Below are 12,279 nucleotides of genomic sequence, written 5' to 3'. Positions count from 1 at the left end.
GGCTCAATAGGCTTATTATTCATTAGATGAGTAAGAATATACATTCCTTCCAGAATTGTATGAAGCAATAGAACTTCTGAGTAGCAGCAGGAGTTCTTTCTTTTTTATATTACTTGTTGTGTATATATTTGTTTAGCAAGGTTTCCTTCGACATGAATAGATAACATGGCGAATGCTTCTTTAAATGATGTATGGAAAGTGAACGAACGGAAAGCCAATATATAGGGAGTAAAGCAGAATATTTAAAGGATTTATACAATAAACTGCTAATTTCTACAGAGTCAAAGCCTAATTTAGAGCTTCCTCGATTCAACATAGTGATACCTATAACGCCTTTTATCTCACTGAAATTAGAATGGTTTTTTACATATTCAGCAAGTTGAGGTAACGATTTTTCCACACTTTGATGAATGACCATAGCCTTTCTAACATCACTTTTTATATTTCTTACATTTTTTATTAATAGAGCATTATGTAGATGGATTTTAACTAATATATCATTTCTTTGTATGATAGTACCGTCCGATAGCATTGATTCTTTTCCTTTATATCGTGTTAAACGCACCCGAAAAATATTACGGTCGTCCCCTTTTTTATTATCTATATAGCGGAGACGAGTAAACATAAAGTAAATCGGATCTATCATTGACCATAATGTAATTACATATAACTTAATCTTCAATTTTCTTTTCCTCTCTTAAATAATTCCATTACTATTTTGCCAAATCGACTTGCGATTATTCCGGGAAAATTTTCAACCACTCTAAAAGCCATCCAGTTTTTGTTATGGTGTGAATTGGAATAAACAGTTATTTATATATATGGAAGAATTGCAAAAAATAGATTTTGTAATAAAAATGTAAAAAAGGAGTGAACAATAGTGACAGTTATAAATGATGTAAAAACGACCTTAGCAGGTTTAAAAACGGCACAAGCAAGTTTTGAAACCTTCGCACTCAGCACGGACAATCAACAAGCTAAACAACTATACGAGCAATCAGCGCAAGACACACAATCTATAATAAATAACTTGGAAAGTCGTGTTCATGAAATGGAACAAGAGGAACCGCAATACAAGCAACAGTAATGATTAAAGGAAAAGTTTTGCTAATTAGAGCTAACTTTTCCTTCTTCATCCAGCTTAGATGAAGATAAAAAATAAAACACTCTAAAAGAAAAAACATAAAAGTAGGTGTGTTCATGTCCAATAATCAAAAAAAGAACTTGACCCCTGTTCAACAAGAATATCAACAATTTCAAAGTGAACGTGAAGTAAAAAGGCCTATCCTTAAGAATTGTATAAAAGCTTTCTTAGTCGGCGGATTTATTTGCTTGATTGGTCAGTGCATCCAAACTTTTTTCATGTATTATTTCGATTTTACGGAACAAACAGCTGGTAATCCAACTGTAGCCGTATTGATCTTTATTACGATGTTTTTAACAGGATTTGGTGTCTACGATAGATTTGCTCAATTCGCAGGCGCAGGGACGGCTGTACCCGTTACAGGATTCGGAAATGCTGTTATATCGGCAGCAATTGAACATCGCACGGAAGGATTTGTTCTCGGAGTAGGTGGAAACATGTTTAAGCTTGCAGGGTCTGTTATTTTATTTGGGGTATTTTCTGCTTTTGTAATCACCCTAATAAAAACAATTTTGATTCAGTGGGGTGGCCTATAAAATGCGCACATGGATTTTCGACAACAACCCCGTAATCGTCTCAACAGGTACAGTTGGTGGTCCATTTGAGGCGAAAGGAAAAATAGCCGAAGATTATGATTTGTTACATGAGGATCTCTGGTTAAAGGAAGATTCGTATGAGAAGGCTCATAAGGTCCTATTGGAAGAAGCATCCTTACGAGCGACAGAAAAAGCGGGTATTACTAAAGAAAAAGTCGAGTATTTCCTTGCAGGTGATTTAATTAACCAGATTACACCAACAAGTTTCTCAGCGAAAACGATTGGTGCAGCTTACTTAGGTTTATTTGGTGCCTGTTCTACATCAATGGAAGGACTAGCATTAGCCTCTTTCATTGTAAATCATGGTGGTGCCAACTGTATATTGACCGGCTCATCTAGCCACAACGCAGCAGTTGAAAAACAATTTCGTTATCCAACGGAATATGGAGCACAAAAACCACCAACATCCCAATGGACGGTTACAGGTGCAGGTGTATCGTTAGTCATGAATAAAGGAGAAGGTCCTGTTGTTACTTCTGCGACAATTGGAAAAGTAATTGATATGGGATTAACCGATCCATTCAATATGGGAGGTGCAATGGCCCCTGCAGCTGTCGATACCATCGAAACGCACATGAAAGAACGAAATATTGATCCTTCTTACTATGACTTAATCGTGACAGGGGATCTTGGACATATTGGGAGAGAATGTGCACTTGATCTTTTTAAAAAACATCACACTCCCATAACAGAAAAACAGTTTCAAGATTGTGGATTAATGATTTACCGGGAAGACCAGCCTGTATTAGCAGGAGCTAGTGGTGCAGGATGTTCAGCTGTAGTGGTTTATGGGCATTTGTTGAATCGAATGAAAAAAGGAGAAATAAAACGAATGCTTGTAGTCGCTACAGGTGCATTACTTTCCCCTTTGACTATTCAGCAAAACGAAACAATACCTTGCATTGCACATGCCGTTTCGATTGAACATCAAAATATGAAAAAATAACTCTTTAAACAAAGGAGTAACAATCAATGACAGTGAGTTCTAATGTAAAGCAATGTCTTGCCACATTAAAATCAATAGAAGCCGGGCTTTCATCACTTGCAATTAACTCAAGTGATGAAGAGGCAAAACGCCTCTTTCATGAACAAATGCTTGTAATGGAAGAAATTAAACAAGACATCATGAAACGAATTGGTGAATTGGAGCGAGAGGAAGAGCAATATAAAGGATTTTAACCCAAGGAGGTATATTGATGCCAGAATGGTTAATTATAGTCGTCAGAGTCATTCTCTTTTTAGTCGCTTTATTTCTTTTGACAAGACTATTAGGAAAAAAACAGTTGTCAGAATTAAGTTTTTTCGAATATGTATCAGGAATTACGATTGGTAGTATAGCTTCCGAGGTTATTATTAATACAGACAATAAAGTCTGGCATGGCATTATAGGGATATGTGTTCTTTCTTTACTAATCTATCTCGTAGAATTTATTTCCGTTCACAGCAAAAAATTCCGTGATTTTGTAGAAGGATCTGGAACGGTAATCATTAAAGACGGAAAAATACTTGAAGAAAACTTAAAAAAAGAAAAATATACGACAGATGAGCTGTTACAATTACTACGAGGTAAAGATATATTTGATCTGTCAGAGGTAGAATATGCTGTTCTTGAAGCAAAGGGGTCGTTAAGTGTTCTCCCTAAAAAAGATTTTCGTCCCCTTACACGCAAGGATATCGGTCTAGACAGTGTGAATGAAAAAGAAACGCAATCGGTCATCATGGACGGAGAAATTTTAGATGAAGCTCTAACAGCCATCGGAAAAAATCGTAGGTGGTTACAAACAGAGTTAGCTAAGAAGAATGTTATGCTCGAAAATGTATTTCTGGGACAAGTAAATTCTTATGGAGCCCTAACTGTCGATTTATTTGATGATAAAATACAGGTTCCAGAAGATCAAGAGAGACCACTTATACTTGCTCATTTAAAGAAATGTCAAGCCGACTTAGAGCTCTTTGCCTTGGCAACTGATTCTAAGAAAGCCAAAAGTCTTTATATAAATAATGTTAAAAAGTTGGAAAATTCGATACAAAAATTAACACCATTTCTTAAAAATTAATTTTTGTACAGCAAGGGATCCAAATAACTACGTTTTGATGTCATTCAAAAAATAACCGAACTACTAATCAACTGTTGATTTCTAACAATAGCTTTACTAAGCTTTTTAAAAAGTCCTTAATTACAATTCATCGTTTATAGGGTAAGCACCTATTTCTTCTCCTGTTCATACGCTAGACTGAATAAACTAAAAAGGAGAAAGAAAATGAATCATACTCATCATCAAACACTTGCCTGGCATGAAACACTTGAGCTTCATGAGCTGGTTGCATTTCAATCCATCGGTTTAATGAAACTAAAAAATGGATTAAACAATATCCAGGACCATAATCTGTATAATATCTATTTACAGACCATTCAAGAACTTGAAGTGAACTTAAAGGAGTTACTCCAATTTTATCCTTTTGCGCCTCACCCAGGGCCATCAAGTGAATACCGTGTAACAGACAGCTTCTTAGCAGGAGATTTATTAGCCTTCGCAAAAACATCAGTTAGGAACTATGGGATTGCAATCACTGAAACATCGACCCCTGCATTGAGGGCGGTGTTTAAGAAGCAACTAAATCTAGCGATTAATTGTCATGAGCGAATTTATAATTATATGTACAATAACGGTTTATATCCTTCTTATGACTTAAATAAACTTCTGAATCATGATATGATGCTTGCAAAAAGGGCTTTGACTATGTAGTAATTCAGTCATATCGATTTATAATCCAAGAAATGAAGTCTATTCTTAGAAGCTGTACAATTAGCCAAGAAATTAATGTTGCTGAGTCGGTGTTTGGTTTCCAGATAAGCTGATCCGTCAACCAAACCTATAACGAACTTGTTCGACTTTACACAGAAGTCCAACTGCAGAACATAATTGGGTAAACCCCACTAATCCTATTCGAGGAAAAATGGTCTTACTGATTGACTTATCATTGAAGCATTTCTAACCCATCCTGATTTTGGATGGGTTAGTGACCAAGACATTATAGATGGAAATTCTAATTATAAAGGAAGTATAGAACCAAGTAATTGAAGCAATAATTCCAACAAAGATGAATCAATAGGTAAATTAGGTAGATTTTCCATTTTAAACCCTCCTTTCTTAAGGAAATTGTACAATGTACATTGAGAAGCCGATATAAGATTACTCAATAATTTAAAATTATCTTAGTATAGATTTAAGTAAAAACCTACTTGCCATAAAGACATGTGGGTATAAGATTTAAGCATGCTTAATGATACAACCTTAGAGAATCATCGAAGCTTTTGAATATACTTTTGGCAATCCAAAGTAGGATACCCCTTATATTGAAAATCACTAATTAAACGATCTAATTCTTTGGAAGCTTTGATAACATTAGGAGAATCTATCCCTTCTACACTAGCAATATCGTACATTTCCTTTCTTTTTAATTCCATACTGTGCAAAAGTAGAGATACATCACATTTATTCATCTGACCCCTCCATACGGAAAAATAACGCATCTTCTAAATAGAAACAGGACTAATAGAAGCTATTAACATAAACAGGGAGTTTACTTATATATACATAATAATCCGAAATATCCCAAGACATTATAAGTTTCATCACTATTTTATAATGGAGTAAAGAAATATCATAAATCCCTTTTATAAACTAAAACACCTTTCGAAACTCCCCTATTTCTAACGACATATTTATTAATTTCAATATATGATTATTGGACTGATGATACAGTTTCTCCTTTCATGTTCAAATCTATAGAATTTAGAACCATTTTCGAGCAAAGCATATACATGATTAACGCCCCACCTATCCTTAGCTGAGACGTTAATGTTATATATATTATAGATGTCCCTTATTTTTTATCCATATAATGGTCCAAAGTTACTACATGCCTGATAGTCTGCAAATTCTAAATTTGCTGTGCCAAAGGCATTCCATGCAGATGGGCGGAATATGTTATCACTACTAACATTGTGCATATTTACGGGTATTCTTAACATAGACGCGAGTGTAATTAAGTCCGCCCCTATATGTCCATAACTAATTGATGCATGATTGGATCCCCAATGATTCATCACATTGTACACATCTTTAAAAACACCTTTTCCAGTTAAGTTTGGAACAAACCATGTTGTTGGCCATGTAGGGTCTGTCCTATCATCTAATGTTTTACTAATTTCATTTGGCAAGCAGACGGTGTATCCTTCTGCAATTTGTAATACAGGTCCTAATCCATCCACTAGGTTTACCCGAAACATGGTGACAGGCATTTCAACATCTGTATAAAATTGTGAAGAAAACCCTCCTCCACGGAAATATTCTGTATTGGCAGGATACCATGTAATATCAGCAAGTGTATTAGATATTTCCTTCTCTGTTATTTCCCAATAAGATTTAATAGCTGGATCTTTTCCACTGTACATTTCACCTGCAAAATCGATCGCAGCAGATCCGGAATTTTTCAGATGGATAATTCCTGTTTTTGCTAAGCCCTGCAATTGATATCCATCACAAACACGCTGAACAGCTTCTGGGCTCCAATAACTTCTAACATCTGCAAATAACTGAGGAGTGTTGGTTAACAAATGACCAAACATCATCGAGACAGCATTTAAATTATCATTCTCTGTTGCAAACACTATCGGTGGCCTTAATCCATTCCAATCGAAAGAAGAATTTAAGATAGCCTCCATGAAATCGCCATTTGGGAAATGATCCGTCCATTGTCTTTGTCCCTGAAATCCAGCAATCAGTGCATGATGTCCTTCCGCTTCTTCCTCATATCCCATTTCCTTTAATAGAGGATTTCCCCTCATTAAATCTCTAGCAATCAAAGTCATCTTAATAACAAAATTCCAGTCACTCTGTTTTTGTTCTTCTGATCTTTGATTTTTAGGGTTATTTTTATCTTCACCTTGGGCGCAATTCTCTGCAACCCATTTTCTCGCTTTTTCAAATTCATTCTTATCATAAATTCCTTGTTCAATTCTTCTTATGAATTCAGTCATATCAATAAATTCATTTCTCATCCCTAAATATTTTTGAAAAAAATCTGTTTGGACATGAGATCCTAATATTCCCATTGATACTGTTCCCATTGCAAGATAGGACTTATCTTTCATCATACCTACTGCCAATCCAGCCCTTGCAAAAAGCAATAACTTCTTTTGTACATCTACAGGGATCGAATGATCATCAACATCTTGCACTTCTTCCCCATATATACCAAATGCTGGTATTCCAAGTTGATTATGTGCTGCTAAAGCTGCAGCTAAATAAACACTGCCTGGTCTTTCAGTACCATTAAATCCCCAAATCGCTTTTGGCCGTGCAGGATCCATATCAATCGTTTCAGACCCATAAGCCCAAGATGGTGTTACACTGATCGTTAAAGTTACGTTATTTTTCTTAAACTTTTCCTCACACTTATTCGCCTCTGCCACACCACCTATTGTCGTATCTGCTATCACACACTCTACAGTCTCTCCGTCTGGATAGTGAATATGCTCTTTTAAAAAGTCGACTAGCGAATGAGCCATCTTCATTGTTTTTGCTTCTAACGATTCCCTAATCCCTCTTCTTCTCCCATCGAGTATCGGCCTAATCCCGATTTTTGGTTTCCATTCGTAAATATTATTCACCTAAATACTCCTTTCAAGCTTGTATATCGTTTCTATGCATATACTCAATAAAAGCTCATTTGTTGTTAATGAATAAATTGAAATAACTCTTCTTTGCTCGGCATACCGTTTTGGGCACCTTTTTTCAATGTGGAAAGTGCAGCTGCAGCGTTGGCAAAATGACAAGCCTCAACCAATGGATGCTGTTTTGCAATAAAATAGGCAAAAGCACCGTTAAAAGTATCACCAGCACCTGTGGTATCAACTGGTTGTATTTGATATGCAGGAATGTGAACTTTCTCACCATTTTCAACTACATATACCCCATCCTTACCTGCTGTTACAATCAACTTGTTTTCCAATCCGGCTACATGTTGTACTTTAATCGATTTTTCTTCAATTGAGTTTGGTGTTAAATAAGTAACCTTTTCTAATAGATTACTAGAAAGATCTGCTGCTGGAGCAGGGTTTAAGATAAAAGGAATGTCATACTCTTTACATATTGTGGCTGTTTTCTCTACAGCTGCCATCGGAATCTCCAATTGTGAAACTACCAGATCACTCTCTTTCAATAGGTGCTTATGTTGTTCAACATAAGCACCATTCACGCTATGATTAGCCCCTGGTATAAAAATAATGCTATTGTCTCCATCAGCTAGTGTAATAAATGCAACACCAGTAGCCATGGATGGTTCCACTTTAATTCCCTTTACATCTATCTTTTCATTCCTGAGATATTCTATTAATATTTTCCCATATTCATCATCACCAATTTTTCCAATAAAATTTACTTTTGCACCTAGACGCGCCATTGCAATTGCCTGATTGGCACCTTTTCCACCTGAAAAATGATGATAGGAACTACCCTTAATGGTTTCCCCTTTATCAGGACGACGTTCCAATTCAATGGAAATATCCATATTAATACTTCCAAGGACCGTTATAACAGGCTCTCTATTCATAGTTCTCAACCTTCCGTGTCTTGATAAAATTAATTCAATAAATTTTCCGGTTGTGCCCCATTCTTCACATCAATAATCGCTTTTGCCGTCAATAAACTTACATTATGATACACCTCAAATGTCTCTGCAGCTGTATGTGGTGTGGTTATTACATTATCTAGCTCAAATAGTGGATTCTCCTTATTCGTAGGCTCTTCCTCATATACATCAATAGCAGCTGCGGTCAAGCTACCCGATTTTAACGCTCGATATAATGCTTTCTCATCTACTAAAGACCCTCTTGATGTGTTAACAAAATAAGAACCTTGTTTCATTTTGGTAAATTTATTATCATCCATAAAATGGTGCGTTTCTTCTAATAATGGTAAATGCATGCTGACTATATCACATTTTTCAAGTATCTCTTCATATGGAACGATTTGAACATTTAATTCTCTGGCAATTTGTTCATTTGGATATTTGTCATATGCATAGATATCCACATCAAAGCCTTGTAATTTTCTTGCTACACTTTGAGCGATATTACCAAATCCTAATAAACCAACACTTCTGTTTTGGAGCTCATTTCCTACGAACCGTTCCCAATTACCTTTTCTCGTAGACTCATGTAGATTTGGCGTATTTCGTAATGCATTTAAAATAAAATTAATCGTAAGCTCTGCTACAGCATTTGAATTTAACCTTGGTGCATTAGTTACTCTAATTCCATGTTCTTTTGCTTTATCGAGATCAATATTATCTACTCCTACACCAAATCTTGAAATAATCTTTAGTTTTGGTGCAATGGCAAACACAGCTTCATTCCATGTATCTACTCCTGCTACAACAGCTTCTATATCTGTTACAATTTCCTTTAATTCATCGAATGTCATCGGGCGATCATGGGGATTTTCCATTACTTCGAATCCATTATTCTCAAGTAATTGCTTTGCTTCTTCGCATAATATTGAGTAATTTGTTGCTGTCACTAGTACTTTCATTCTCTTATCCTCCTTGATTAAGGTAATAATAGATTGATTTGCGGTAAAAAGGTTACGATCATAAGTGCTAATACCATTAAGAAAAACATTGGAACAATCGCTTTACTTAAATCCCATATAGATAACCGCGAAATACCAATCCCTACAAATAAACTCCCTCCTATTGGTGGTGTAATCAAGGCAATTGCTAGATTTACAACAAGAATAATACCAAAATGAATTGGATCGACACCGATCTCCAATGCAACAGGTAATAATATTGGAGTAAGAATAATAATAGAAGCAATGACATCCATGAAAGTACCAACAAATAAGAGGAAAAGATTGATTAAAATTAATAATATAATTGGATTATCTGAAATACTTGTTATCGCAGACGCTACTATTTCAGGTATATTTTCAATAGATAGGATTCTTCCAAAAAATGTTGCCGTACCTGTAATAATTAAAATAACAGCTGTTGTTAATGCTGAATTTCTAAAGACATTGTATAATTTCTTTAGATCCAACTCCCGATACACAAACACACCAATAATCAAACCGTAAACTGTTGCAACAACAGCTGCTTCAGTTGGAGTAAACACCCCACCGTAAATACCACCAAGGATAATTACAGGCATAGCTAATGACCAAGCAGCCTCTTTGAATTCATTCCATAATCTCTGGAAAGAAAATGATTGAATATCCTTTTCATAGTTATGGAATTTTGCATAGAAGTAACTATACAAAATGAGCAATAACCCAACAATTAATCCAGGAATAATTCCTGCCATAAACATATCTCCAATAGAAGCCGAAGCTGAGACACCATAAATCACCATAGGAATACTTGGAGGAATGATTACACCGATTGTACCAGCTGCTACTATTATAGCTGTTGCAAATTTCTTATCATAACCTTGTTTAACCATCAGTGGGATAACCATTCCACCAATAGCTGCAACAGTAGCAGGACCTGATCCCGAAATCGCTGCAAAGAAGATACATGTAATAACTGTTGCAATAGCTAATCCTCCAGTAATATTGCCAACAAATATTTTCGCAAAATCAAATAGTCTCTTTGAAATACCACCTTGTCCCATTACTTCACCTGCTAGTATATAAAAGGGTATTGCCATTAAGGGAAAGGAATCGGCTGATGTCACTAACCCTTGCACTAAATATTGGGGCGATACCGAACCACTGTAAAAAATGGTAACTAGACAAGCTAATCCAAGTGAAAATCCGATTGGAACTCTTACAATCATAAAAAAAATAAACGAAACAAATAATAGTAAAGCAGTCATTTCTTATCCCCCCTTTTAGAACAAATCCTCTTGCAGTTCTGTAACATCTCCATTCTTGAATACATATACCATGTTTTGAATCACTCTTAGGATAGTCAAAGCCATCCCAACTGGAACAGATAGATAAACATAAGCCATATTGATTCTCATCGCTGCACTTTTTTGTCCAAAACTCACAATTTGTTCAATCATGAAATAGCTATAATAAATGACTACGATTGCAAAAATTCCAACTAGTATATAAGAAGCAACAAGCATTACTTTCTTAACTGGAATTGGTACAATGTCATAAACAACATCTAAGCATATATGTCTTGACCTTTTTACACCATAAGCAATGCCAATATAAATAAGCCAAATAAAGCAATATCTTGCTAATTCTTCAGACCATGCCAAAGAATTATCAAAGATAAAACGCATACAAATTTGCAATGTAATAGAAGACAAGGACACTACAAGTAACAGAACTAGCATCCATTCTTCAATGTGTTGGTTTAATTTCTTCATTATGGTCATGTTTAGACCTCCTACTTAGACTTGCATGATATCATTTGTTATTTTCTATCCTCATACACACTATTTTTTACTAAGGGATAGGAAGATGTTACAATCCTCCCTCCCTGACTTACTATTTATTACGAGAAGCGCCTAAGAATGTATCCACTACTTCGGCACCGATCTGATCTTTGAATTCTTCATAAACAGGTAATGTGATTTCTTGCATCTCTTCCAATTGCTCCTGTGAAAACTCATACACTTCCATACCCTGCTCTTCTAATTCTTGTCTAGCTGTTACTTCTTCCTCTTGTGCTAATTCACGGTTATGTTCAATAGCTGCTTGAATAGCATTATCGAAAATAGTTCGTAGGTCATCTGGAAGACTATCATAGAATTCTTTGTTGGTAATAATAACATTAGGTGCATATACATGGTTCGTTACGGTCAAGTAGTCTTGTACTTCAAAAAATTTATTAGCAAGAATAAGTCCAAATGGATTTTCTTGTCCATCCACTGTGCCTTGTTGTAATGCGGAATATAATTCGCCAAAAGCCATAGGAGTTGGATTAGCCCCAAGCAATTCCCATGCTCTTATATGTGTTTGGTTTTGCATTGTTCGAATCGATAATCCTTCAAAATCCTCAACAGATTCAATTGGCTGAACATTATTAGTAACATTTCTGAATCCGTTTTCGAAATAACCAAGCCCTTTAAAACCTGAACTCTCTAAACCATCTAATATCATTTGACCAGGTTCCCCGTCTAACACTTCATATGCTATTTCACGATTAGTGAATAAAAATGGCATGTCCAAAATGGCTACAGACTCGTTAAATCCTCCAAGTGCTGCAGGTGAAGGTGATGCTAAATGCACTTCCCCCATTTGCATTGCTTCAATAATTTCTCTATCTTCTCCAAGTTCACCAGCTACATTCAAATCTACCTTAAATCTTCCATCCGATTTTTCCTCAAGTTCTTCTTTTATAAAGTTAAAGGTTTTAGTTAAAGAATGTTCTGGCCCTACAGCTCCACCAGCTATTCTAACTGTATATTGCTCTTTGTCACTATCTCCACTAGATTTATTAGCGCCACATCCAACAATCATCAACACTAAGCCCATTAATAACAAACCTTGCAATATTTTTTTCATTTTTACC

Annotated in this window: 14 protein-coding genes; 6 read left to right on the top strand and 8 right to left on the bottom strand. The window is 35.6% G+C overall.

Going from position 1 to position 12,279, the window contains the following annotated elements; all coding sequences use genetic code 11:
• Positions 1-109: 109 nt before the first annotated feature.
• Entirely contained in the window at positions 110-682 is a 573-nt protein-coding gene (locus tag ACZ5R4_RS17025) for a YkoP family protein (protein WP_342767754.1), read from the bottom strand.
• 198 nt (positions 683-880) lie between these two features.
• Between ACZ5R4_RS17025 and ACZ5R4_RS17020 the strand changes: the two genes are divergently transcribed.
• The 6 genes from ACZ5R4_RS17020 to ACZ5R4_RS16995 all read left to right on the top strand — a co-directional run bounded on the left by ACZ5R4_RS17020 (position 881) and on the right by ACZ5R4_RS16995 (position 4,487).
• Positions 881-1,087: a DUF1657 domain-containing protein gene (locus ACZ5R4_RS17020; protein ID WP_054860289.1), complete on the top strand. Its 207-nt coding sequence runs from the start codon at positions 881-883 to the stop codon at positions 1,085-1,087.
• A 113-nt stretch (positions 1,088-1,200) separates the two neighbouring features.
• On the top strand, positions 1,201-1,680 hold the full coding sequence (spoVAC, locus tag ACZ5R4_RS17015) for a stage V sporulation protein AC (RefSeq protein WP_109985321.1): 480 nt from the start codon (positions 1,201-1,203) through the stop codon (positions 1,678-1,680).
• A 1-nt stretch (position 1,681) separates the two neighbouring features.
• Positions 1,682-2,686, top strand: coding sequence for a stage V sporulation protein AD (gene spoVAD / locus ACZ5R4_RS17010; RefSeq protein ID WP_464367682.1), 1,005 nt, complete (start codon positions 1,682-1,684; stop codon positions 2,684-2,686).
• 26 nt (positions 2,687-2,712) lie between these two features.
• Positions 2,713-2,919 carry a DUF1657 domain-containing protein gene (locus ACZ5R4_RS17005; protein ID WP_054860287.1) on the top strand — a complete coding sequence of 69 codons (207 nt, stop codon included), beginning with the start codon at positions 2,713-2,715 and terminating at the stop codon, positions 2,917-2,919.
• A gap of 17 nt (positions 2,920-2,936) precedes the next feature.
• Positions 2,937-3,797, top strand: a complete 861-nt coding sequence (locus ACZ5R4_RS17000) for a DUF421 domain-containing protein (protein WP_464367681.1) — start codon at positions 2,937-2,939, stop codon at positions 3,795-3,797.
• Positions 3,798-4,001: 204 nt separating this feature from the next.
• Complete coding sequence (locus ACZ5R4_RS16995; RefSeq protein WP_109985317.1) at positions 4,002-4,487, top strand: spore coat protein; 486 nt, start codon at positions 4,002-4,004, stop codon at positions 4,485-4,487.
• A gap of 557 nt (positions 4,488-5,044) precedes the next feature.
• Here the strand turns inward: ACZ5R4_RS16995 and ACZ5R4_RS16990 are convergent.
• The 7 genes from ACZ5R4_RS16990 to ACZ5R4_RS16960 all read right to left on the bottom strand — a co-directional run bounded on the left by ACZ5R4_RS16990 (position 5,045) and on the right by ACZ5R4_RS16960 (position 12,272).
• On the bottom strand, positions 5,045-5,245 hold the full coding sequence (locus ACZ5R4_RS16990) for an aspartyl-phosphate phosphatase Spo0E family protein (RefSeq protein ID WP_054860285.1): 201 nt from the start codon (positions 5,243-5,245) through the stop codon (positions 5,045-5,047).
• 390 nt (positions 5,246-5,635) lie between these two features.
• Positions 5,636-7,417 (bottom strand): L-fucose isomerase, encoded by a 1,782-nt coding sequence (locus ACZ5R4_RS16985; RefSeq protein WP_464367680.1) that lies wholly within the window; start codon positions 7,415-7,417, stop codon positions 5,636-5,638.
• A gap of 65 nt (positions 7,418-7,482) precedes the next feature.
• Positions 7,483-8,358: a ribokinase gene (gene rbsK / locus ACZ5R4_RS16980; RefSeq protein ID WP_464367679.1), complete on the bottom strand. Its 876-nt coding sequence runs from the start codon at positions 8,356-8,358 to the stop codon at positions 7,483-7,485.
• Positions 8,359-8,387: 29 nt separating this feature from the next.
• The gene (locus ACZ5R4_RS16975; protein WP_109985314.1) at positions 8,388-9,338 is read right to left on the bottom strand and encodes a phosphoglycerate dehydrogenase; all 951 of its coding nucleotides are present in this window, start codon (positions 9,336-9,338) and stop codon (positions 8,388-8,390) included.
• 17 nt (positions 9,339-9,355) lie between these two features.
• Positions 9,356-10,624: a TRAP transporter large permease gene (locus ACZ5R4_RS16970; protein WP_109985313.1), complete on the bottom strand. Its 1,269-nt coding sequence runs from the start codon at positions 10,622-10,624 to the stop codon at positions 9,356-9,358.
• A 15-nt stretch (positions 10,625-10,639) separates the two neighbouring features.
• Positions 10,640-11,140 carry a TRAP transporter small permease gene (locus ACZ5R4_RS16965; protein WP_054860283.1) on the bottom strand — a complete coding sequence of 167 codons (501 nt, stop codon included), beginning with the start codon at positions 11,138-11,140 and terminating at the stop codon, positions 10,640-10,642.
• A gap of 112 nt (positions 11,141-11,252) precedes the next feature.
• Positions 11,253-12,272, bottom strand: coding sequence for a TRAP transporter substrate-binding protein (locus tag ACZ5R4_RS16960; protein WP_109985312.1), 1,020 nt, complete (start codon positions 12,270-12,272; stop codon positions 11,253-11,255).
• Between the last annotated feature and the right edge of the window lie 7 nt (positions 12,273-12,279).

The sequence above is a fragment of the Gracilibacillus sp. JCM 18860 genome (genome assembly GCF_055395245.1).
This window is presented reverse-complemented; position numbering and strand designations above follow the sequence as displayed.

Excerpts from the sequence above, each read along its gene's own strand:
- spoVAC (WP_109985321.1), top strand. The coding sequence starts at position 1,201 with ATGTCCAATAATCAAAAAAAGAACTTGACCCCTGTTCAACAAGAATAT.
- spoVAD (WP_464367682.1), top strand. The coding sequence starts at position 1,682 with ATGCGCACATGGATTTTCGACAACAACCCCGTAATCGTCTCAACAGGT.
- ACZ5R4_RS17005 (WP_054860287.1), top strand. The coding sequence starts at position 2,713 with ATGACAGTGAGTTCTAATGTAAAGCAATGTCTTGCCACATTAAAATCA.
- ACZ5R4_RS17000 (WP_464367681.1), top strand. The coding sequence starts at position 2,937 with ATGCCAGAATGGTTAATTATAGTCGTCAGAGTCATTCTCTTTTTAGTC.
- ACZ5R4_RS16995 (WP_109985317.1), top strand. The coding sequence starts at position 4,002 with ATGAATCATACTCATCATCAAACACTTGCCTGGCATGAAACACTTGAG.
- ACZ5R4_RS16990 (WP_054860285.1), bottom strand. The coding sequence starts at position 5,245 with ATGAATAAATGTGATGTATCTCTACTTTTGCACAGTATGGAATTAAAA.
- rbsK (WP_464367679.1), bottom strand. The coding sequence starts at position 8,358 with ATGAATAGAGAGCCTGTTATAACGGTCCTTGGAAGTATTAATATGGAT.
- ACZ5R4_RS16975 (WP_109985314.1), bottom strand. The coding sequence starts at position 9,338 with ATGAAAGTACTAGTGACAGCAACAAATTACTCAATATTATGCGAAGAA.
- ACZ5R4_RS16970 (WP_109985313.1), bottom strand. The coding sequence starts at position 10,624 with ATGACTGCTTTACTATTATTTGTTTCGTTTATTTTTTTTATGATTGTA.
- ACZ5R4_RS16965 (WP_054860283.1), bottom strand. The coding sequence starts at position 11,140 with ATGACCATAATGAAGAAATTAAACCAACACATTGAAGAATGGATGCTA.
- ACZ5R4_RS16960 (WP_109985312.1), bottom strand. The coding sequence starts at position 12,272 with ATGAAAAAAATATTGCAAGGTTTGTTATTAATGGGCTTAGTGTTGATG.